Consider the following 21168-nt stretch of genomic DNA (forward strand, 5'->3'; position numbering starts at 1 on the left):
GGGTCCGGTGGATTGTGTTGCTGCGGACCGCCGACACGCCATAGAGTCGCCAACCGTCGGCATGATGCCACGCTGACCTGTCTAGAAGTTTCCTGGTCACCAAGGAGGTAAGACGACTTGTGAATGAGTCGACATTTACTCCCGGGGGTGGTCAACCAGGAATGCCTGCACGGGACCGGGGTCCCGCGGGGTTCGCTGCTGTCGGCTCCGTCGCCGTGCACACCTTCGCAGCCCAACAGAGTCAGCAGGCGACTCTCACTGCACACCCGAGCATGGATGGCCATCACGTGAACGCCATGGCCGGCGACGGAAGTGGCGCGCCCCACAACCAACTCGCCGACTACGACGAACTGCCCGAGGGGCATTTCTACGACCCCGACGCCGAGTACGAGCCGGATCCCGAGTACGCGGCCACCCTCGCGCCCGACGCTGCCCGCCAGCGCCGCGAGCGCGTCGGCCCGACCGGCCGCCCGCTGCCGTACTTCCCGATCCCGGGCCCGCTGACCGACCACGGCCCCGCGAAGATCATCGCGATGTGCAACCAGAAGGGCGGCGTCGGCAAGACGACGTCGACCATCAACCTGGGTGCCGCGCTCGCCGAGTACGGCCGCCGGGTGCTGCTCGTCGACTTCGACCCGCAGGGCGCGCTGTCGGTCGGACTCGGCGTCAACCCGATGGAACTCGACCTCACCGTCTACAACCTGCTCATGGAGCGGGGCATGGCGGCCGACGAGGTGCTGCTGAAGACGGCGGTCCCCAACATGGACCTGCTGCCCAGCAACATCGACCTGTCGGCGGCCGAGGTCCAACTCGTCTCCGAGGTCGCCCGCGAGTCGACGCTGCAGCGCGCGCTGAAGCCGCTCCTGGACGACTACGACTACATCGTGATCGACTGCCAGCCCTCGCTCGGCCTGCTCACGGTCAACGCGCTGACGGCCGCGCACAAGGTGATCGTGCCGCTGGAGTGCGAGTTCTTCGCCCTGCGCGGTGTGGCGCTGCTCACCGAGACCATCGAGAAGGTCCAGGAACGGCTCAACCCCGAGCTGGAGCTCGACGGGATCCTCGCCACGATGTACGACTCGCGCACGGTGCACAGTCGTGAGGTGCTCGCGCGCGTCGTCGAGGCGTTCGACGACCACGTCTACCACACGGTCATCGGGCGTACGGTCCGCTTCCCGGAGACGACCGTCGCCGGTGAGCCGATCACCACGTACGCGTCCAACTCCGTCGGTGCCGCCGCCTATCGCCAGCTTGCCAGGGAGGTGCTCGCCCGGTGTCACGCCGAGTGAGTCTGCCGGGGGCCGACGAACTCTTCCGTACGACAGGGGGGATGGCGCTCCAGGCGTCCACGCCGAGGCGCCAGGCGGGCGGCGAGGCCCGGGTCCCCGCTCCCGCGGGGGAGGGCGGCGCGGCCGCGGCCCAGGACGACACTCCGCAGTCGGTGCCCGCGCAGGGCGGCGACGGCGAGGGTGCCGAGCACGTCGCCACGGACGCCGAGCCGGCCGGAGCCGGCGAGTCCCGCAGCCGCGCCGCGCCGGAGCGTGCCGCGCGACGGCGGGGGGCGCAGCAGGAGGCGACGGGTTCCGCGGGTTCGGCCGGTTCCGTCGGCACGGCCGCCGAGGCGCCCCCGAGCAAGCGCGGAAGGCCGGCGGCGCGACGGCCCAGTGGACGTGAGCGGCACGACGAGAAGATCACGGTGTACGTGTCCGCCGAGGAGCTCATGGACCTCGAGCACGCCCGTCTGGTGCTCCGGGGCGAGCACGGACTGGCCGTCGACCGGGGCCGGATCGTCCGCGAGGCGGTCGCCGTGGTCCTCGCCGACCTGGAGTCCCGAGGAGACGCCAGCATCCTCGTACGGCGCCTGCGGGGACGGTAGCGGTAGCCTGCGGGGGCCATGACCTCGAACGACACCCCCGCCACCGGCCACGGCCCGCGGCCCGGCCGCCGGCGCGCGCTGGGGCGGGGGCCGGGGGCCGCGCCGCCGGTGACCCCACCCGCGGAGGCGGGGGCCGAGGGACCGGGACCGAGGACCGTGCCTCCCATTGAGGCCCAGGCTCCGGTTCCGGCTTCCGCCCCCGCTCCGGCGGCCCCGGAGGGCGCACCGGACGTCGGGCGGCCGCCCGAGCCGGCACCTGGGGGTCCCGGGACGGGTGAGGGGACCGAGGGGGCTGAGGGTGCCGGAGGCACCGAAGGCGCCGAGGAGGGCGACGGCAGGTTCAAGGTCCGGCTGTCGAACTTCGAGGGACCGTTCGACCTGCTGCTCCAGCTGATCTCGAAGCACAAGCTGGACGTCACCGAGGTCGCGCTGTCCCGGGTGACCGACGAGTTCATGGCGTACATCCGGGCGCTGGGGCCGGACTGGGACCTGGACGAGACGACCGAGTTCCTGGTCGTGGCGGCCACCCTGCTCGATCTCAAGGCGGCACGCCTGCTGCCCGCCGCCGAGGTGGAGGACGAGGCGGACCTCGCCCTGCTGGAGGCCCGGGACCTGCTGTTCGCCCGCCTGCTCCAGTACCGGGCGTACAAACGGATCGCGGAGATCTTCGACGGGCGGCTCGACCAGGAAGCCCGGCGCCACCCCCGGACCGTGGGGCTCGAGCCGCACCACGCCGAGCTGCTGCCCGAGGTCGTCATCAACATCGGCGCGGAGGGGTTCGCCAGGCTCGCCGTCAAGGCGATGCAGCCCAGGCCCAGGCCGCAGGTGTACGTCGACCACATCCACGCGCCGCTGGTCAGCGTGCAGGAGCAGGCCGGGATCGTCGTCGCGCGGCTGAAGGAACTCGGCGAGGTCAGTTTCCGGAAGCTGATCGAGGACACAGACGACACGCTGACCGTCGTCGCCCGCTTCCTCGCGCTCCTGGAGCTGTACCGGGAGAAGGCCGTCGCCCTCGAGCAGGAGACCGCGCTCGCCGAGCTGACCGTGCGCTGGACCGGCGGTGCCGGGGACGTCACCCCCACCGTCACCGACGAGTTCGACCGGCCGCCCGAGCAGCCGAGGGAGCGGGCGGAGGAGCGACCGAAGGAGGAGAAGGCGTGAGCGAGGACACGACCGACGTTCCCGCGGGGCTGCGCACCGTCGCGGACCTCGACCTCAAGCCCGCCCTGGAGGCGGTCCTCATGGTCGTGGACGAGCCTGTGACCGAGGAGCACCTGGCGAAGACACTGGAACGGCCGAGACGCCAGGTCGCGGACGCGTTGCACGCGTTGGCCGACGAGTACACCGTCCAGGGGCGCGGCTTCGAGCTGCGGCTCGTCGCCGGCGGCTGGCGCTTCTACAGCCGCCCCGAGTACGCCGCGGCCGTCGAGGGCTTCGTCCTGGACGGCCAGCAGGCCCGGCTCACCCAGGCCGCCCTGGAGACCCTCGCCGTGGTCGCCTACCGCCAGCCGGTCAGCCGCAGCAGGGTCTCCGCAGTACGCGGAGTGAACTGCGACGGGGTCATGCGCACCCTGCTGCAGCGCGGTCTGGTCGAGGAGGCGGGCACGGAACCCGAAACAGGTGCGATCCTGTACACGACGACGAACTACTTCCTGGAGCGGATGGGCCTGCGCGGTCTGGACGAGCTCCCGGAGCTCGCGCCCTTCCTCCCGGAGGCGGAGGCGATCGAGGCCGAGACCCAGGAAGCCGTACCGTCGTTCGATCCGGACGCCCCGGACCCGGACGGCGGTCCCCCTACGAACACGGAATTGTGATGCGAAGCAGCGGCAAGAGCGGCGGACGCGGTAACCCCCGCGGTGCAGGCGGCAACAGGGACCAGAGGCAGGGGCAGGGCCGCCCCGGCAAGCCGCGCCCCGAGGAGCGCCGCCACGACGTGGGCCCCGGGGGCACCAAGGACGGCCCCAAGTCCGGTCGTGGCGGTGCCAAGCCGTCGTCCCAGAAGGGCGGCGGCCGGGGCGGCCGTACCGTCCCCGGGCGTTCGCGTGAGTACGAGACGCGGATCGAGGAGCGCAACCGCGACCGGTACGCGGGCAAGAAGGACGTGAAGCTCCCGAAGACCTTCCCGGGCGCCGAGCAGGAGGGCGAGCGGCTGCAGAAGGTGCTCGCCCGCGCGGGGTACGGCTCCCGGCGTGCCTGCGAGGACCTGATCGAGCAGGCGCGGGTCGAGGTCAACGGCGAGATCGTGCTGGAGCAGGGCCGCCGGGTCGACCCCGAGAAGGACGAGGTCAAGGTGGACGGGCTGACCGTCGCCACCCAGTCCTACCAGTTCTTCTCGCTGAACAAGCCGGCCGGTGTCGTCTCCACCATGGAGGACCCCGACGGGCGCCAGTGCCTCGGCGACTACGTCACCAACCGCGAGACCCGGCTGTTCCACGTCGGCCGGCTCGACACCGAGACCGAGGGCGTCATCCTGCTCACCAACCACGGTGAGCTGGCACACCGGCTGACCCACCCGAGGTACGGGGTGAAGAAGACCTACCTCGCGCACATCGTCGGACCGGTCCCGCGCGACCTGGGCAAGCGGCTGAAGGACGGCATCCAGCTGGAGGACGGTTACGCGCGCGCGGACCACTTCCGCATCGTCGAGCAGACCGGCAAGAACTACCTCGTCGAGGTGACCCTGCACGAGGGCCGCAAGCACATCGTGCGCCGCATGCTCGCGGAGGCCGGCTTCCCGGTCGACAAGCTGGTGCGCACGGCGTTCGGGCCGATCGCCCTGGGCGACCAGAAGTCGGGCTGGCTGCGCCGGCTGTCGAACACCGAGGTCGGCATGCTGATGCAGGAGGTCGAGCTCTAAGGGCTTGTCGCCGACCTGCACCCCCTTTTATAGTCGTCCTGACTATAAAAGGGGGTGCAGGTCATGGACGGCTATGACAAGCACGCCTTCGAACCCTTCGCCGTCACCGTCGACCTCGCCGTGTTCACGATCCGCGGGGGCGCGCTGCACGTGCTGCTCGTCGAACGCGGCCAGGAGCCGTACGCCGGCCGGTGGGCGCTGCCGGGAGGCTTCGTCCGGCCGGACGAGTCCGCGGAGAGCGCCGCGCGGCGCGAGCTGGGCGAGGAGACCGGGCTGACGGACGTGTCCGGGCTGCATCTGGAGCAGCTGCGGACCTACAGCGAACCCGGTCGGGACCCGCGGATGCGCGTCGTGTCCGTGGCCTTCGCCGCGCTGCTGCCCCACGCTCCCGGGGCGCACGGCGGCAGCGACGCGGCACAGGCCCGCTGGACGCCGTACGACTCCGCGCGGAAGCTTGCCTTCGACCACGACCGGATCCTGGCCGACGCCCGGGAACGCGTCGGCGCCAAGCTCGAGTACACCTGCCTCGCCACCGCCTTCTGCCCGCCCGAGTTCACCCTCGGGGAGCTTCAGCAGGTCTACGAGACCGTGTGGGGCACCGTGCTCGACCGGCCCAACTTCCGGCGCAAGGTGCTCGCCACCCCGGGCTTCGTCGAGGCCGTCCCGGGCGCCGCGCGCCTCACCGGCGGCCGGGGCAAACCCGCCGCGCTGTACCGCGCGGGCACCGCCGCCACCCTCCACCCACCGCTGCTCCGGCCGACTTCGGAAGGACGCCCCGCATGACCACGACCACCGTCACCAAGCGCGCCGCGACAGGTGCGCTCACCGGACTCGCCCTGGGGGACGCGCTGGGCTTCCCGACCGAGTTCATCGGCGTACCGAAGATCCTGGACCGGTACGGGCCCTGGCGGACGATGGAGTTGCCCACTCCTGCCCGCGTGACCGATGACACCCAGATGACGCTGGCGCTCGGCGGGGGGCTGCGGACGGCCATGGAGCGGGGCGTGCTCACCCCGAAAGGGCTGGAGCGTCCGGTGCGCGAAGAGTTCGTGGAGTGGTACCGCTCGCCCGAGAACAACCGCGCACCGGGGCGGACCTGCCTCACGGCGTGCGGTCTGCTGCAGAGCGCTCTTCCCTGGCAGGACGCCTCCCAGGTCGGCTCCAAGGGCTGCGGCGCCGACATGCGGGTCGCGCCCATAGGCCTGGCCCCCGGGCTGAGCGACGAACAGCGCGCGGGCGCCGCCCAGTTGCAGTCGGCCCTCACCCACGGGCACCCCACCGCGCTCGCCGCCTCCGACCTCACCGCGCACGCCGTACGGTTGCTCGCCGAGGGGGCCGAACCCACCGGTCTGATAGGCCTGTTGCGTTCCTACGCCTACGAGAACCGCACCCGCTACCACGAGTTCTGGCTCGGTGACCTGTGGACCCGCGCCCAGGACCCCACCCCCGAGCACTTCATCACCCGCGGCTGGGACGAGTGCCTGGACATCCTGGAACGCCTCCAGCGCGCCGTGCGCACCGTCTCGCCGGAGACCGACCCGTGCCTGGCGACGGGGGAGGGCTGGATCGCGGAGGAGGCCCTGGCGACCGGCCTGCTCTGCTTCCTGCTCTTCGTCGACGAACCGCTCACCGCCCTGCGCCGCGCCGCCTGCACCGCGGGCGACTCCGACTCGATCGCCTGCCTGACGGGCGCCTTCGCCGGTGCCCACCTGGGCGCGGACGCCTGGCCGGACGTCTGGACCGACCGCATCGAGTACCGGGACGAACTGCTGGCGCTGGGGGCGCTCTGGGACGCCCGTCCCTAACCCGCCCGGAGGGCCGAGGCGCGGCGGGTGCGGACGAGGAAGTCCTCCACCCGTCGGCGGTCCGGTTCCGCGGGGAGCGGGCTGTGGCGGGCGGCCTCCCCGGCCTCCCGCTCCAGGCGCGTCATCCGTGCCTGGACCTCGGACCAGGCGACCTCGCCCCGCTTCACCGCGAGCAGCGTCTCGCGCTCCTCGCCCACGTCGATCGTGAGGGTGCCCGTGCGCAGCACGTCGCGGGCGGAGGCCAGGAGACGGAGCAGATGCATGGCGTGCTTCCAGCGGGGTGCCCCGTGGGCGCGGACGTCGGCCTCCAGTTTGCGGCGTTGGCCGTGGGCGTACCTTGTGAACGTCTCGTGGACCCGGCGGGAGAGGAACGCGCCGCGCAGGGCGAGCAGCTCGCGTCCGGTGTCGTCGGCGTGCTCCACGAGCGGCGAGTGCAGGCACTCCAGGATGTTGGGGTTGGCCCGCAGGGCCAGCTCGCAGAAGCGTTCCAGCTCCCAGCTGAACTGCTCCTCGGCCGGTCCCTCGGCATGGGTCGGCGGCTTCTCGAAGCGCCAGAACAGGGGAGTGGGGGCGAGGAAGACACCCCGGCGGTCGGTGTCGCTGCCCTCCGTGGCCAGACCGAAGGCACGCGACCCCATGACGCAGGCGTAGACGGTGTGGTCGCGGACCAGGTGCTCGGGGTGCATGACCGGGAGCGTAGGCGGCGGCTCACGCCGGGCGAATCGATTTTCCCTCCACCGTGATCTGCTCCGGAGGCAGCGGACCGGTCGCCGGGCCCCGGTCCACCGAGCCGTCGGTGATCCGGAGCCGGCTGCCGTGACAGGCGCGGTTGACGGTGCCGTCCGAGACGTTCGCCAGGAGGCGGTGCTGGTGGGTGCAGATCGCCGAGAACGCCTTGAAGTCACCCTGCTCCGGCTGCGTCACCACGACCTTCTCCTCCTTGAGGACCACCCCTCCACCTACCGGGATGCCGCCGGTCGAGGCCAGCTCCCGGCCTGCCGACGTGTCGGGCGCGGCGGTGTCCGTGGCGGAGTCCGGCGAGGAACCCTCGCCGTTCCCGATCCCGCCGCAGCCGACGGCCAGTGCCGTCGCGCCTGTCGCGAGAAGGAGCGTCGCGTCGCGGGAAGGGGTGTGTCGTCACTGCGGGGGAGAGAACCGTGGGCGAGGCGGAGGGCCCCGGCAGTCTGCCACCGGACGCGCCGTCCGTCTCGGCGGGCGGGCACCGGACACCGGCCGCGCCCGTTCTGACTAGGCTGGACGACCGACACCCACGTCGGCGTGCCGGCGAGTGAACACGCCGGTACACCCGTACATCAGCGCACCAGCAAGGAGCATCGTCGTGGCGGTACGAGCGGTCCGGGGCGCCGTCCAGCTCGAGCGGGACGAGTCCGGCCACATGGAGGAGCAGGTCGGCGCCCTGCTCACCGCTGTTCTGCAGCGCAACGGTCTGGCCGCGGACGACCTGATCAGCATCTGGTTCACGGCCACGCCCGACCTGCACTCCGATTTCCCGGCAGCTGCCGCCCGCAAGCTCGGCATCGTCGACGTCCCCCTGATCTGCGCCCAGGAACTGGACATCGAGGGCGCCATGCCCCGCGTCGTCCGCATCCTCGCGCACGTCGAGTCCGACCTGCCGCGTGCCGACATCGCCCATGTGTACCTCGGTGCCGCGGCGGCCCTGCGCAAGGACATCGCACAGTGAGGACCGCACTCGTCATCGGCACCGGGCTGATCGGCACGTCCGCCGCCCTCGCCCTGTCCCGGCGGGGCGTCGTCGTCCACCTCGTCGACCACGACCCGGAGCAGGCCCGTACGGCCGCCGCACTCGGCGCCGGCACCGACCGGGAGCCGGAGGGGCCGGTGGACCTGGCGATCGTCGCCGCCCCGCCCGCCCGTGTGGCCGAAGCCCTCGCCGAGGCCATGAGCCGTGGTGCGGCGCGCGGTTACATCGACGTCGCCAGCGTGAAGGGCGGTCCGCGCCGCGAGCTCGAGCAGCGGGGGCTCGACCTGTCGGCGTACCTCGGTACCCACCCCATGTCCGGCCGGGAGAAGTCCGGCCCGCTGGCCGCCGGCGCGGATCTCTTCGAGGGCCGCCCGTGGGTGCTCACCCCCACCCGGGACACCGACACCGAGGTGCTGAACCTCGCCCTCGAGCTGGTCTCGCACTGCAGGGCCGTGCCGGTCGTCATGGACGCCGACGCCCACGACCGTGCCGTGGCCCTCGTCTCCCACATGCCGCACCTGGTGTCCAGCATGGTCGCCGCCCGCCTGGAGCACGCCGAGGAGACCGCCGTACGGCTGTGCGGGCAGGGCATCCGGGACGTGACCCGGATCGCCGCCTCGGACCCCCGGATGTGGATCGACATCCTCTCCGCGAATCCCGGACCGGTCGCCGACCTGCTCACCGACGTCGCCGCCGACCTGGAGGAGACGGTGCGGGCCCTGCGCGCGCTGGAGTCCTCCGACGAGGACAAGCGCCGCGAGGGCGGCACCGGCATCGAGGGCGTGCTGCGCCGAGGCAACGCCGGCCAGATCCGGGTCCCCGGCAAGCACGGCTCCGCGCCGCGCGTCTACGAGGTCGTGGCGGTGCTCATCGACGACCAGCCGGGCCAGCTGGCCCGCATCTTCGCCGACGCGGGACGGGCGGGCGTCAACATCGAGGACGTGCGCATCGAGCACGCGACCGGACAGCAGGCCGGTCTGGTGCAGCTCATGGTGGAACCCAACGCGGCCCCGGTACTCACCGCGGCCCTCCGGGAGCGGGGCTGGGCGATCCGCCAGTAGCACCCGCCGGGCGGCGGGCGGGCGGTGTGTCCTTGGACAGCGCCCGTGCCGGCTCCGGGGCCCCGCGCGCAGCCGGGAGCGGGTAGGGCCGATCGAGGGACATACACCCAGTAACCTTGTCCAGGGCAGTCGCGCCCCGCTCCCCGCCAGCCAGGTCCAGGAAGGTCCCCACTGTGGAAAGCGCCACGCCAGTGATTGTCGCCATCGACGGTCCGTCCGGCACGGGCAAGTCGAGCACGTCGAAGGCCGTGGCGGCACAGCTCGGCCTGAGCTACCTGGACACCGGCGCCCAGTACCGGGCGATCACGTGGTGGATGGTCGCCAACGGCATCGACATCGCCGACCCCTCCGCGATCGCCGCCGTGGCCGGCAAGCCCGAGATCGTCTCCGGCACCGACCCGGCGGGACCGACCATAACGGTCGACGGTGTCGACGTGGCCGGTCCGATCCGCGAGCAGGACGTCACCTCCAAGGTCAGCGCCGTCAGCGCGGTCCCCGAGGTGCGTTCCCGGATCACCGAGCTGCAGCGCACGATCGCCGGTTCCGCCGTCACCGGCATCGTCGTCGAGGGCCGCGACATCGGGACCACCGTGCTGCCCGACGCCGACCTGAAGATCTTCCTCACCGCCTCCCCGGAGGCGCGCGCCGCCCGCCGCAGCGGTGAGCTGAAGGGCGCCGACCTGCACACCACCCGCGAGGCCCTGATCAAGCGGGACGCGGCCGACTCCAGCCGCAAGACCTCCCCGCTGGCCAAGGCGGACGACGCGGTCGAGGTGGACACCACCGGCCTGACGCTGAAGCAGGTCATCGAGTGTGTCGTCACCCTCGTCGAGGAGAAGCGAGCCGGACGGTGACCGAACTTCCGTCGGCGCGGGGTGCCGAGGTCGGGCGGCGGATCGGCGTCGGCCTGATGTACGGGCTGTGGAAGCCGCGCGTGCTGGGCGCCTGGCGGGTACCCGCGGCCGGTCCGGTGGTGCTCGCCGTGAACCACTCCCACAACATCGACGGACCGATGGTCATGGGCGTGGCGCCCCGGCCGACGCACTTCCTGATCAAGAAGGAGGCGTTCGTCGGACCGCTCGACCCGTTCCTGACCGGCATCGGCCAGGTGAAGGTGGACCGGGACACCACCGACCGCACGGCGGTCTCCCAGGCGCTCGGCGTCCTGCGGGAGGGCGGCGTCCTCGGTATCTTCCCCGAGGGCACCCGGGGCGAGGGCGACTTCGCCTCGCTGCGCGCGGGGCTCGCGTACTTCGCCGTACGCGGCGGCGCGCCGATCGTGCCCGTCGCCGTGCTGGGAAGTTCCAGGCGGGGCGGGCGGTTGATAAAGGGGCTGCCCCCGCTGCGCTCCCGTGTCGACGTCGTCTTCGGCGACCCGTTCGACGCGGGCGACGGTGACGGCCGCCGCACCCGCAAGGCGTTGGACGCGGCGACCGAGCGGATCCAGAAGCAGCTCACCGCGCACCTGGAAAACGCCAGACGCCTCACCGGGCGCTAGGCGACACTGAGTAGTGGATCACCCGGAACCGGGCATTCCACCGACCACGATGGACAACGAGGTACGGACTTCATGAACGACCACATCCAGCCCGACGGCTCGGCCGAGCACGAGCACGATCACGGGGCGCTCGGTGACGCCGAGTTCGCGGAGTTCATGGAGCTCGCCGCGGAGGAAGGCTTCGACCTCGAGGACGTCGAGGGCGCCATCGAGGCCGCCGGACACGGTCCGCTGCCCGTGCTCGCCGTCGTCGGACGCCCCAATGTCGGCAAGTCGACCCTGGTGAACCGCATCATCGGCCGCCGCGAGGCCGTCGTCGAGGACAAGCCCGGCGTCACCCGGGACCGCGTCACCTACGAGGCCGAGTGGGCCGGCCGCCGCTTCAAGGTCGTCGACACCGGCGGCTGGGAACAGGACGTGCTCGGCATCGACGCCTCCGTGGCGGCGCAGGCCGAGTACGCGATCGAGGCGGCCGACGCCGTGGTGTTCGTGGTGGACGCCAAGGTCGGCGCGACCGACACCGACGAGGCCGTCGTCCGGCTGCTGCGCAAGGCGGGCAAGCCGGTCGTCCTGTGCGCCAACAAGGTGGACGGCCCGAGCGGCGAGGCCGACGCCTCCTATCTGTGGTCCCTGGGCCTGGGCGAGCCGCACCCCGTCTCGGCCCTGCACGGCCGCGGCACCGGCGACATGCTGGACCAGGTCCTGGAGGCGCTGCCCCAGGCACCCGCGCAGACCTTCGGCACGGTGGTCGGCGGCCCCCGCCGGGTCGCTCTGATCGGCCGCCCGAACGTCGGCAAGTCCTCGCTGCTGAACAAGGTCGCCGGTGAGGAGCGCGTCGTCGTCAACGAGATCGCCGGCACCACCCGTGACCCGGTCGACGAGCTGATCCAGCTGGGTGGAAAGACCTGGAAGTTCGTCGACACCGCGGGCATCCGCAAGCGCGTCCACCTCCAGCAGGGCGCCGACTACTACGCCTCGCTGCGCACCGCCGCCGCCGTGGAGAAGGCCGAGGTGGCCGTCGTCCTCCTCGACGCAGCCGACTCCATCTCGGTGCAGGACCAGCGCATCGTCACCATGGCCGTCGAGGCGGGGCGGGCGCTCGTCCTGGCCTTCAACAAGTGGGACACCCTCGACGAGGAGCGCCGCTACTACCTGGAGCGGGAGATCGAGACCGAGCTCGGCCAGGTGACGTGGGCGCCGCGGGTGAACGTGTCGGCCCGCACCGGACGCCACATGGAGAAGCTGGTCCCGGCGATCGAGACGGCCCTGGCGGGCTGGGAGACCCGCGTCCCGACGGGCAAGCTGAACGCCTTCCTCGGCGAGCTGGTCGCCTCCCACCCGCACCCCGTGCGGGGCGGCAAGCAGCCGCGCATCCTGTTCGGCACGCAGGCCGGCACCAAGCCGCCGCGGTTCGTCCTGTTCGCCTCCGGCTTCATCGAGGCGGGCTACCGGCGGTTCATCGAGCGCCGGCTGCGCGAGGAGTTCGGCTTCGAGGGCACGCCGATCCACATCTCGGTGCGGGTGCGCGAAAAGCGCGGCAAGAAGAAGTGACCCGACGGCACACAGGGTGAAGGGGGCGGCCCCGGTCGGGGCCGCCCCCTTCACCGTGCCTCGCCGGCGGGCTCGGTGGCCCTCGGTCAGGGCTCCCGGCGCGGGGCCGGGGGCAGTGCCGCCGGCACGTGGTGCATTCCGATGGCGTGCCGACCGACCGCTGTGACCTGCTGCCACTGCGGCTGCTGCCCGGCGGTCTGACGGGCGCTGCTCGCCCCCGCGCTGTAGTCGTTGTACGACCCGCCGCCGAGGGAACCCCCGAAGGTCCCCGAACCGTGGCCGACGGACGAGTCCGCACCGGCGGACGGGCTCGTTCTGTGCGGGATGCTTCCGAAGGCGGTGAAGCCCAGTTTCTCCTCGCCGCTGCGGTCGCCCGGCAGTGAGCGGAAGGACTTCACGTACTCGGCGTAGAGCGCGTCGTAGATCGGCGTGGCCGAAGGGCCGCTCGTGGAGTCCTGAGTCGACCGCACCGGGGCGGGGGCCAGCGGGACGGTCTGGCGGCGGGGAGCGTCGTATGCGTGCACATATCTCCAAACGACCCCGCCCGGCAAGGGATGCGGCCCCATGGGGTTTTCGCCGGTCACCGGCCGGTCGGCGTCCTCCGACGGCCGACCGGCCGACCCCCTTCGCCGCTCAGAGGCCGGCGAGCGGCAGTGCCGCCGCGACCAGCCTCCCGTTCGCCGCCGCCCGGTCCAGGGCGTCGCGCAGCAGGTCCTCGCGCGGCTGACGGCCGATCGAGCCGACCGGGGCTGCGAACAGCAGCACCTGCTGGTGCTTGTTGGCGGCCGTTCGCCAGCCCTCGGTGACCTGGAGCGGCTGGTGCGCCTGCCACCAGGCCACCGGCTGTCCGCCGTTCGGATTCGGCTGGAGCACCGCGTGCAGCTGGCCCACGGCCAGCAGTACCGACCAGCCGTGCAGCACGGGAGGTGTGGTGGACAGCACGGTCATGGGGATGAAGCCCTGCTCGATGAGCAGCGGCAGGAAGTCGTCGCCGGGCGCGAGCGAACCGGGCCGCGCGACCGGCGCGGTCGGCTCGACGACCAGGGCCGGGTGCAGCTCCCCGGCGATCAGGACGAGTCCGCTGGTCACGCCGAGCACGGCCTGTTCCGGTGCGGTGTGTCCCGGTGCGACGTGTGCGGCCTGCATGGCGGGTGCGGCCGGTGCGGGCGCGGTGTCGTTTCCGCCGATGGCCCGCACGGCGCCCTGGAGCTGCTCCTCGGTGACCTGGACGACCTGCGAGGGCAGACAGGTGGAGTGGGCGAAGGCGAGGACGGCGGTCTCGTCCCCGATGAACAGGACTGTGCTGGTGCGCTCCTGCTCCGGGTCGCCCGGGGTGCGGCAGGAGGTGCAGTCGTAACCGCCCGGGGCTGAATCTCCGGCGAGCAGGCGGTCGGCTTCTTCGTCGCCGATCTCGGCGCGTACCTCGTCGCTGACGTCGAGCATGCGCGGCACGGGTGGCTCCCTCGGGATGCGGTGCGTGGCGAGGCCGGGGGGCTCCCGGCCCGTGGTCCGGGCGGGTCCCCGGCTCATACAGAAGACAACGGGCGATCTGCGGGGGGAGTCACGCCCCGGAGCGAACGGAATCGAACCATCTGGCGCACCCGGTCACTTCCGGCAAGGAATCGGGCACTCGTCGTCAACTGCCTTCGATGTCAACGGCGTTGCCTGGACGAAGTGGCTCATGGGACATCCGGCGTGTCGGTCGGTAAATCAGGAAATAAGGGAATAAAGTGGGTGCCCGGAAACTGACGCTACTTAGGGTAAAGGTGAACTGGCCTGGGAGGACGGGAAGTTGCTTGATCCTGCCGGTTCGGGCGTTGACGCACGGCGTCTCGTGACGTGGTGGTGGCGCTCTGCCTTGGGGGACCCCGAGTCCTTGGAGAGGGAACTACATGCTCGAATGTGCCGGCAACACCCGCGACGACATCCACGACGACGCCCACGACGACGCCCGGAAGGCTCAGACGCCCCGTACGGCGGCGGTTCTGGCCGGCGCGGTACTGCTCGCGCCCCTCGGGCTGCTGGCCGGGACCGGCAACGCCGCGGCGGCGGACGGCGGAGTGTGGGACCGCATCGCGCAGTGCGAGAGCGGTGGCAACTGGCACACCAACACCGGCAACGGCCACTACGGCGGGCTGCAGTTCACCGCCTCCACCTGGCGCGCGTTCGGCGGCACGGCCTATGCGCCGACCGCCGACCGGGCCACCAAGTCCCAGCAGATCGCCGTCGCCACCAAGGTCCAGCGGGCCCAGGGGTGGGGTGCCTGGCCCACCTGCTCGGTACGCGCCGGGGCGTCCGGGAGCGCACCAGCTGTCGGCCCGGGGACCGCGCAGAAGGACCCGGCGAAGGCACCGGCACAGTCGTCGGGCGCCGCGAAGCAGGGCTCGTCCGGCGGCTCCTACACCGTCCGCAAGGGAGACACACTGAGCGGCATCGCCGCCCGGCACGGAACCACCTGGAAGCGGCTGTACGCCGCCAACAAGGACGTCATCGGCGGCGATCCCGACGTGATCATGCCCGGACAGCGTCTCGCGCTCTGAACCGTTCTGGGTGAACCGGGGTCCCGGGCGAGGCCCGGTCACCCGAGGTGAGGCCCGTCCGGTCGGCCCCGGTCCTCGGCCGCCCGGACGGGCCCCCCGCGTCAGATCCGGCGGCCGGGTTCCCCCGCCTCCCCGGCGAACACCACCGCGCCCCGGTGCGGTTCGTGGACGAAGGCGGGCCCGTCGGGCAGCGCGGGCGGGAGCCGCTGTTCGGCGATCACCACGCGCGCGTGGAGCGCGGCCGCGGCCGGCAGTCCGTACGCGCGGGCCGCGACCGCGGTCCACCGCTACTTCAAGCGCGAGCACGGTGCCCGCACGGCGGCCGTGGTCTCCCACGACCAGTCCGCGTCCGCCGCCTGAAACAGCAGGGCGCCGACCTCGTCCTCGACGCCATCGACAGCCACGGCAACGCACGCCTCTGCCAGGCCGTGGACGAGGTCGGCGCCCGGGTCACCGCCAAGGTCACCGACGCGCAGCACTGGACGTCCACCGTCGCCGAGGACTACAAGGACGCCCCGCACTGCCGCAACGCCCTGTGAGCCACCTGCTCCAGCCGCGACTTCGACGACACCGGCCACGAGGCGGTACGGGAGTTCCGGGACGCCACCGAGGGCCTGAGGACACACTGCCAGTGGCAGCCGGAGGGATGGGCCGCCGCGCGCTGGTTCACCGACGGGGCGAGGTCCTGTGCGTGCACGGGCGTCACGCGCGCGTGCGTCGACGACTTCGTGAACCGCGCCGACGGCTGCACCGCGGGCGGGCTGCTGCTTCCCGTCGCGTTCGCCCGCCGGCCCGGACCGCCGGGGGCCGGCAGGACCTGTCTGTCGGTGGCCCGCCGGCGGGACGGCGAGGGCCGGATCTCCCAGGGCGACATGAACCGCACCTGCCTCGACGTACCGCACCCGGCCTGCGAGCCCTGAGGCATCGACCGCGGTCCCGGTTCCCGCGCCGGGACCGCGAAGACGGCGGACCGTGTGAGGGAAGCGCGAACATTCTGTGCGGTAACGGCTTCGCGGGCATGCGAACGGCGAAACGCAAGAGGACCCGGACGTTTCTTCCGGGATCCACCGCCGGTTTTATCCGCGCCTCCGGCGTGACGCTCGGGAATTGTCCGCGACTTCCTTCGGAGGAGGCGCCGAATCACCCATTCGTGTGATGGCCGCGAGGGTAAACGCCTGTCGTGATCCTGTGACAGAAGTGTGACCGTCGGGGGATCTCGGGCCGTGTTCCCGGCCGGGCCTTCCCCGTCCGCCGGGCAGGGCATAGCGTGACCGTATGGCACCCATTCCGACACCCTCCGCGGAACCCGACGACAGCCCGGACGCCTATGTGGGCCTGCCCGCGGACCGCGCCGAGCGGCTCGCGCGCGAGCGCGGCTGGTCGACGGTGCGGGCGCTGCCGCCGGGGGCGATCATCACCATGGAGTACCTCGTGGGACGGCTGAACTTCGAGGTGAGGGACGGCAGCGTGACGCGGTCCTGGAAGGGCTGAGACGCGGCGGCGCCCCGGAATCCGTCAGGGGAATCCGTCAGGGGCGGGTCGACGGTGCGTTGCCGCGCGGATGGCGTTCCCCGTGCGAGGGGCGGCGGCTGCCCGTCGGGGTGACCGGACTGCGCTCCGCCCGGCCCGTATGCGGGCCGGGGGCCAGGTAGACGGGTGACCGGGTGGTGGAACGGGACGCGGAGACCGGCTCGGGGACCGCGGTGTCCTCGCGGTCGGTGAGCGGCTTGAGCACGACCGGCGCTGCGGCGGGCAGGGGGGCGGCGGGCGCCGTACGGCCCTGACGTGCGTACCGGCGCTCGCGCCAGCGGTCGCGCCAGCCGAAGATACGGTCCTCGGCACGGGCGATCATCGGTTCGAACCAGGGCAGCGCCAGCAGGATCAGCAGGCCGGCCACCCAGCCGAGCAGTACGTCGCTCAGCCAGTGGGTGCCGAGGTAGACGGTGGACAGGCCGACACCGAGCGAGGTCACCGCGGACAGGGCGGACAGCCAGCGCCGCGCTCTCGGAGTGGAGGCCAGATAGGCCAGGATTCCCCAGGTCACCACGGCGTTGGCGGTGTGGCCGCTGGGAAATATGCTGCCGCCGAGCCACATCTCGCTGGATCCGATCTCGGTGGCGTAGTGCGGTCCGAGGCGCCCCATGCCGTACTTCGCGGCACCGACGGTGATGTTGAGCAGCAGCAGGGAGACCCCGAGCGCGAGCAGCGGACGCAGTGTGTGCTGCCGCCAGGAGCGCCAGCCCAGCCAGGCGGCGACCATCACCGCGGTCGGGCCGCGCTGGCCGAGCACCACGTAGTAGTCGACGAAGGCGTGGATCTGTGCCCACTGCTCGTAGGGACGGAAGAACATCACCCGCCAGTCCAGCCGGACCAGCCAGGACGTGATGACGACGGCCCACACGATCGCCACGTAGAAGGCCAGGGCGGAGCCGAAGAGCACCGTCCGGTGCCGGCTCATTCGAGGCACGTCGATGTGAGCCGGTCGTTCCGGCTCACGATCCAGCCTCGCGAACACCCGGTCCAGACGGGTGGGCTTACGTTCGGTACGCACCCAATCGACGTTACAGGGAGTGAACGCGCAGCCCCTCCGAATCAGCGGCTTTGTGATGACGATGTGATGTGGGATTGCTCTCAAGGTGATCTTTATTCTTGGCGAATCGGCAATCCCCGGACAGTGTGTCCTTCAATTCTTTTGATCATTCGGTGGCGCGGATTTATCGCGCTTTTGGAATTGGTTCACCAGGGGATGGCGCGGAATTTCCCCGGTGCTCACCGCCGGTGGCCGGGGCGGGAGCGGCTCAGGGCGGACCGGAACCGTTCAGCCAGAAGGCGCCGTACACCGCCGAGGCCGCCGCGACGGACGCCACCACCAGCGCCGACCTGGGCGTACGCAGCCGGGCCAGGCCCTGTGCGAGGGGCAGCAGCAACGGGAAGGCGGGCATGAGCAGACGCGGCTTCGAGCCGAAGTAGCTCGACGCGCACAGGGCGAGAGCGGTGACGACACCGGCGTACACCAGCAGCGGGAGCGGTTGGCGCTGCCGTACGCAGATCACGTACAGCCACACCAGCAGACCGACCCCGAGGACCAGTCCGAGCCCCGCCGGGGCCGACGGAAACGACGTGAACTTCTCGAGGGTGAACCGGGCGAAGGCATAACCCCCGTCGAACCCGTTCCGCCATCCGGCCTGCACATCGAGATACCCGAACGGCCCCTTCCCGGTCCGGCGGCCGACCCACAGAACGTAACCGGCGGCACCGAGCGGAGCGAGGAACATGCCGAGCGCCCGGCGGACGCGGACGCCGGGGGCGCCCGACGGTACGTGCGCGCCCTCGGGTGCGGGAACGCGCCGGGCGTCCTCGTGCGGGGCGGCGCGTTCCCCGCAGCGCGCGCCGCCCACGGCTGCCGCGCCCCGGCTTCCCCCGAACGAGCGAAGGCCGGCGGGGAATCGGTGGCGGCTGTGCGCGAGAGAGGTGATGCCCACCACCCATACCGCCGCGACCACCGCCATCCCCACCGGGCGGGTCAGCCCGGCCAGACTCGCCAGGACCCCGGCCGTCACCCAGCGCCCGGTCAGCACCGCGTACAACGACCACGCGGCGAGTGCCGTGAACAGGGACTCGCTGTACGCCATCGACTGGACGACACCGACCGGCAGCACCGCCCAGAGCAGCACCGCGCACACCCCGGCACGCGGCCCGTACACATGGTCCGCCACCGCGAAGATCCCCCAGGCGGCGGCGAGCGAGGCCAGCACGGCGACGGCGAAGCCCCCGTCGGCGTACGACAGCGGGGACACCACCGCCAGCAGCCGCTCCAGCCAGGGGAGCAGGGGGAAGAAGGCCAGGCTCGAGTGCACGTCCCCGTTCGGGAGGCGCACCTCGTGGCCGTACCCCAGCTCGGCGATCCTCGTGTACCAGAGCGCGTCCCAGCGGGCCGTCAGCAGGGTGTACGCGCTCTTGCCGCGCGCCTCGCTCCACAGCGCCAGGACGGCCAGGCCCAGGGCGCGCACGGCCGCGTACCCGAGGAGCGCCGGCGCGGCCCGGCGCAGCACGCCGGGGCGGGACGGCAGGGCACGCGTCTCGAGATCGGTCACGGGCCCGATTATCGACCGGGCGCGTGGCGGGGCAGCCCGGCGGAGCGTTCGGCCCTCCAGGGCGGGCCGCCCACCCGGACGGGCGGCCCGGCGGGGCGTACGGGCCCCGGAGACGACCGGAAGGCACTGGAGAGGGCCCGAAGGGAAGTGGTGTACGCCACACGTTTCTGCCGAATCTGTGAGAGGCCCGCCACTCGATACCACCGTTCCCTCGCGTACGCTGACGTGTCACTCGCCGTTCGTTGCGCAGGCCGGAGGCCACACCGCTCCTCTCCGGCCGAGTCGCGGGGGAGTCCCCCGTCCCGCGGGCCCGCCGAGCGCGAGGGAACATCTGGGAGGTCTGTGCATGTCCGGGACGACCACGGCCACCGCGCTGCGCCGTAGGGCGGCCGGGGCCGGTGCCAACCGCTGGGTGGTACTCGTCGTCCTCTGCACCAGCCTGCTGCTCGTCGCCGTCGACGCGACCGTGCTGCACGTGGCGGTCCCCGCCGTCACGGAGGACCTCAGGCCCGGCGGTATGGAACTGCTCTGGATCGTCGACTCCTACCCGCTGGTCTGCGCCTCGCTGCTGATCCTGTTCGGCACCCTGGGCGACCGGGTCGGGCGCAGACGCGTGCTCCTGCTCGGCTACGCCCTGTTCGGCGTCGCCTCCGGCATCGCGGCCCTCGCGGACAACGCGCAGGTGCTGATCGCGGCGCGGGTGCTGCTGGGCGTGGGCGGCGCGATGATCATGCCCGCGACGCTGTCGATCCTGCGGCAGGTCTTTCCGGACCGGCGTGAGCGGGCGCTCGCCATCGGCATCTGGAGCGCGGTCGCCGCGGTCGGTGCGGCGGTCGGGCCCCTGCTCGGCGGGTTCCTGCTGGAGCACTTCTGGTGGGGCTCGGTCTTCCTCATCAACATTCCGCTGATGCTGGTCAGCCTCCCGGTGGGGCGGATCCTGCTGCCGGAGTCGAAGGGCGACGACAGCGGCCCCTGGGACGTGGCGGGCGCGCTGATGGCCGCCGCCGGGCTGTTCTCGGTGGTCCTGGGCGTGAAGCGGCTCGGCGGCGGCGAATCCGCCGCCGGCGGCGGTGTGTGGACCGCCCTGACGCTGGTCGCGGGCGCCGCCCTGCTGTCCGCCTTCGTCCGTCGGCAGCGGCGACGCGCGCACCCGCTGGTCGACCTGCGCATGTTCGCCCGGCCGGCGTTCAGCACGTCGGTGGGCTGCATCGTGCTGGCGATGCTCGCCCTGGTGGGCCTGGAGCTGATCGCCGCGCAGTACCTCCAGCTGGTCCTGGGGCTGTCCCCGCTGGAGACCGGACTGCGCCTGCTGCCGCTGACGTTCGCGGCGATGGCGGCGGGGCTGGCGGGTGCGCGGCTGCTGCGCCGGTTCGGGCCGCGCCTCATGGTCTGCTTCGGTTTCTGTCTGACGGCCGCCGCGGTGCTGCTGCTGACCGCGATGGGCGGGCAGGACAACCGCACCCTGCTGCTGAGCGGCTTCGTCCTGCTCGGCTTCGGCCTGGAGACCACCCTGTTCGGGGCGTACGAGTCGATGCTGAGCGAAGCGCCACCGGAACAGGCGGGCGGGGCCGCCGCCATAGGCGAGACCTCGTACCAGCTGGGCGCCGGAATCGGGATCGCGCTCCTCGGCAGCGTCATGAACGCCGCCTACGCGCCCGGCCTCACCGGCGTCCCCGGGGTGCCCGCGTCGGCGTCCACGGCGGCGGGACACTCGCTGGGGGAGGCCCACGAGGTCGCCGCCCAACTGGGCGGACCCGCCGGAGCCGCCCTGCTGGACGCGGCACGCCACGCCTTCGTGCACGGGCTGCATGTGACCCTGCTGGTCAGCGCCGGCCTGCTGCTGCTCGGGGCCGCGATGGCGCTTCGGCTGCCGCGGGTGATGCACTGTGAGACGGCGGCGGCCGGGGAAACGCCCGCGGACGTGCCCGCCGATGTGCCCGTGGGCAAAGCCGCCGACGTGCCCGCGCCGCGGGCGGCCGCGGACTCCCGCGTCTCGGTGTGAGGCACACCGCCGCCGGGCCGGGTGGACGTGCGCGACACCGCGTCGTAACGTCGGGTCGGTCCGAGCCGTGACTAGCAGTGCTAGTTGACAAGTGCGTCGGCCGGCTCCGCACCGGTCAGATCCCCCGGAGGGTCCGCACCGGTCAGATCCCCCGGAGGGTG

Annotated in this window: 21 protein-coding genes and 1 pseudogene; 16 read left to right on the forward strand and 6 right to left on the reverse strand. The window is 72.2% G+C overall.

The annotated features are described in order from the left end of the window. Nucleotides 1-161 precede the first annotated feature (161 nt). From DIZ27_RS35795 to DIZ27_RS35825, 7 genes are all read left to right on the forward strand, one after another. Entirely contained in the window at nt 162-1289 is a 1128-nt protein-coding gene (locus DIZ27_RS35795) for a ParA family protein (protein ID WP_109382586.1), read from the forward strand. Next, a complete protein-coding gene (locus tag DIZ27_RS35800) occupies nt 1274-1876 on the forward strand; it encodes a hypothetical protein (protein ID WP_109382587.1) in 603 nt (200 codons plus the stop codon). Before DIZ27_RS35795 ends, DIZ27_RS35800 begins: the two co-directional genes overlap by 16 nt. Before the next feature lie 18 nt (nt 1877-1894). Further along, the gene (locus tag DIZ27_RS35805) at nt 1895-3037 is read left to right on the forward strand and encodes a ScpA family protein (RefSeq protein WP_109382588.1); all 1143 of its coding nucleotides are present in this window, start codon (nt 1895-1897) and stop codon (nt 3035-3037) included. Continuing rightward, a complete protein-coding gene (gene scpB, locus DIZ27_RS35810) occupies nt 3034-3690 on the forward strand; it encodes an SMC-Scp complex subunit ScpB (protein ID WP_109382589.1) in 657 nt (218 codons plus the stop codon). The genes DIZ27_RS35805 and scpB overlap by 4 nt, the downstream gene beginning before the upstream one ends. Then, nucleotides 3690-4733 carry a pseudouridine synthase gene (locus DIZ27_RS35815; RefSeq protein ID WP_109382590.1) on the forward strand — a complete coding sequence of 348 codons (1044 nt, stop codon included), beginning with the start codon at nt 3690-3692 and terminating at the stop codon, nt 4731-4733. The genes scpB and DIZ27_RS35815 overlap by 1 nt, the downstream gene beginning before the upstream one ends. A gap of 63 nt (nt 4734-4796) precedes the next feature. Then, entirely contained in the window at nt 4797-5516 is a 720-nt protein-coding gene (locus DIZ27_RS35820; RefSeq protein ID WP_109382616.1) for an NUDIX domain-containing protein, read from the forward strand. Further along, nucleotides 5513-6538, forward strand: a complete 1026-nt coding sequence (locus DIZ27_RS35825) for an ADP-ribosylglycohydrolase family protein (protein ID WP_109382591.1) — start codon at nt 5513-5515, stop codon at nt 6536-6538. The genes DIZ27_RS35820 and DIZ27_RS35825 overlap by 4 nt, the downstream gene beginning before the upstream one ends. Here the strand turns inward: DIZ27_RS35825 and DIZ27_RS35830 are convergent. After that, nucleotides 6535-7224, reverse strand: a complete 690-nt coding sequence (locus DIZ27_RS35830) for a DNA polymerase beta superfamily protein (protein ID WP_109382592.1) — start codon at nt 7222-7224, stop codon at nt 6535-6537. The genes DIZ27_RS35825 and DIZ27_RS35830 overlap by 4 nt on opposite strands. A gap of 22 nt (nt 7225-7246) precedes the next feature. After that, nucleotides 7247-7621, reverse strand: a complete 375-nt coding sequence (locus tag DIZ27_RS35835; RefSeq protein ID WP_109382593.1) for a Rieske (2Fe-2S) protein — start codon at nt 7619-7621, stop codon at nt 7247-7249. A gap of 256 nt (nt 7622-7877) precedes the next feature. On the opposite strand from DIZ27_RS35835, the gene aroH reads away from it, so the two are divergent. The 5 genes from aroH (at nt 7878) to der (ending at nt 12371) form a co-directional block, all read left to right on the forward strand. Next, nucleotides 7878-8240: a chorismate mutase gene (aroH, locus tag DIZ27_RS35840; protein WP_109382594.1), complete on the forward strand. Its 363-nt coding sequence runs from the start codon at nt 7878-7880 to the stop codon at nt 8238-8240. After that, nucleotides 8237-9322, forward strand: coding sequence for a prephenate dehydrogenase (locus DIZ27_RS35845; RefSeq protein ID WP_109382595.1), 1086 nt, complete (start codon nt 8237-8239; stop codon nt 9320-9322). The genes aroH and DIZ27_RS35845 overlap by 4 nt, the downstream gene beginning before the upstream one ends. A gap of 173 nt (nt 9323-9495) precedes the next feature. Next, nucleotides 9496-10176, forward strand: coding sequence for a (d)CMP kinase (gene cmk / locus DIZ27_RS35850; protein WP_109382596.1), 681 nt, complete (start codon nt 9496-9498; stop codon nt 10174-10176). Further along, nucleotides 10173-10820 carry a 1-acyl-sn-glycerol-3-phosphate acyltransferase gene (locus DIZ27_RS35855; RefSeq protein WP_109382597.1) on the forward strand — a complete coding sequence of 216 codons (648 nt, stop codon included), beginning with the start codon at nt 10173-10175 and terminating at the stop codon, nt 10818-10820. The genes cmk and DIZ27_RS35855 overlap by 4 nt, the downstream gene beginning before the upstream one ends. A 72-nt stretch (nt 10821-10892) precedes the next feature. After that, complete coding sequence (gene der / locus DIZ27_RS35860) at nt 10893-12371, forward strand: ribosome biogenesis GTPase Der (RefSeq protein ID WP_109382598.1); 1479 nt, start codon at nt 10893-10895, stop codon at nt 12369-12371. An 86-nt stretch (nt 12372-12457) separates the two neighbouring features. On the opposite strand, the gene DIZ27_RS35865 is transcribed toward der, so the two are convergent. Both DIZ27_RS35865 and DIZ27_RS35870 read right to left on the reverse strand, forming a co-directional pair. Then, nucleotides 12458-12895 (reverse strand): hypothetical protein, encoded by a 438-nt coding sequence (locus DIZ27_RS35865; protein WP_109382599.1) that lies wholly within the window; start codon nt 12893-12895, stop codon nt 12458-12460. Nucleotides 12896-13004: 109 nt separating this feature from the next. Further along, nucleotides 13005-13823: a hypothetical protein gene (locus tag DIZ27_RS35870; protein ID WP_109382600.1), complete on the reverse strand. Its 819-nt coding sequence runs from the start codon at nt 13821-13823 to the stop codon at nt 13005-13007. 440 nt (nt 13824-14263) lie between these two features. On the opposite strand from DIZ27_RS35870, the gene DIZ27_RS35875 reads away from it, so the two are divergent. The 3 genes and pseudogenes from DIZ27_RS35875 to DIZ27_RS35890 all read left to right on the forward strand — a co-directional run bounded on the left by DIZ27_RS35875 (nt 14264) and on the right by DIZ27_RS35890 (nt 16402). Next, nucleotides 14264-14911, forward strand: coding sequence for a transglycosylase family protein (locus DIZ27_RS35875; RefSeq protein WP_109382601.1), 648 nt, complete (start codon nt 14264-14266; stop codon nt 14909-14911). 198 nt (nt 14912-15109) lie between these two features. Next, nucleotides 15110-15831 (forward strand): annotated as a pseudogene (locus DIZ27_RS35885) (amino acid ABC transporter substrate-binding protein); the annotation flags it as partial. A 355-nt stretch (nt 15832-16186) separates the two neighbouring features. Then, complete coding sequence (locus tag DIZ27_RS35890; protein ID WP_109382602.1) at nt 16187-16402, forward strand: I78 family peptidase inhibitor; 216 nt, start codon at nt 16187-16189, stop codon at nt 16400-16402. A 37-nt stretch (nt 16403-16439) separates the two neighbouring features. On the opposite strand, the gene DIZ27_RS35895 is transcribed toward DIZ27_RS35890, so the two are convergent. Next, nucleotides 16440-17462 (reverse strand): phosphatase PAP2 family protein, encoded by a 1023-nt coding sequence (locus DIZ27_RS35895; RefSeq protein WP_109382603.1) that lies wholly within the window; start codon nt 17460-17462, stop codon nt 16440-16442. A gap of 247 nt (nt 17463-17709) precedes the next feature. After that, entirely contained in the window at nt 17710-19005 is a 1296-nt protein-coding gene (locus DIZ27_RS35900; protein WP_109382604.1) for a glycosyltransferase family 39 protein, read from the reverse strand. A 346-nt stretch (nt 19006-19351) separates the two neighbouring features. Between DIZ27_RS35900 and DIZ27_RS35905 the strand changes: the two genes are divergently transcribed. Next, a complete protein-coding gene (locus tag DIZ27_RS35905; RefSeq protein WP_109382605.1) occupies nt 19352-21007 on the forward strand; it encodes an MFS transporter in 1656 nt (551 codons plus the stop codon). The last annotated feature ends 161 nt before the right edge of the window (nt 21008-21168 follow it).

The sequence above is a fragment of the Streptomyces sp. NWU339 genome (assembly GCF_003143855.1).
Taxonomy (GTDB): Bacteria; Actinomycetota; Actinomycetes; order Streptomycetales; family Streptomycetaceae; genus Streptomyces.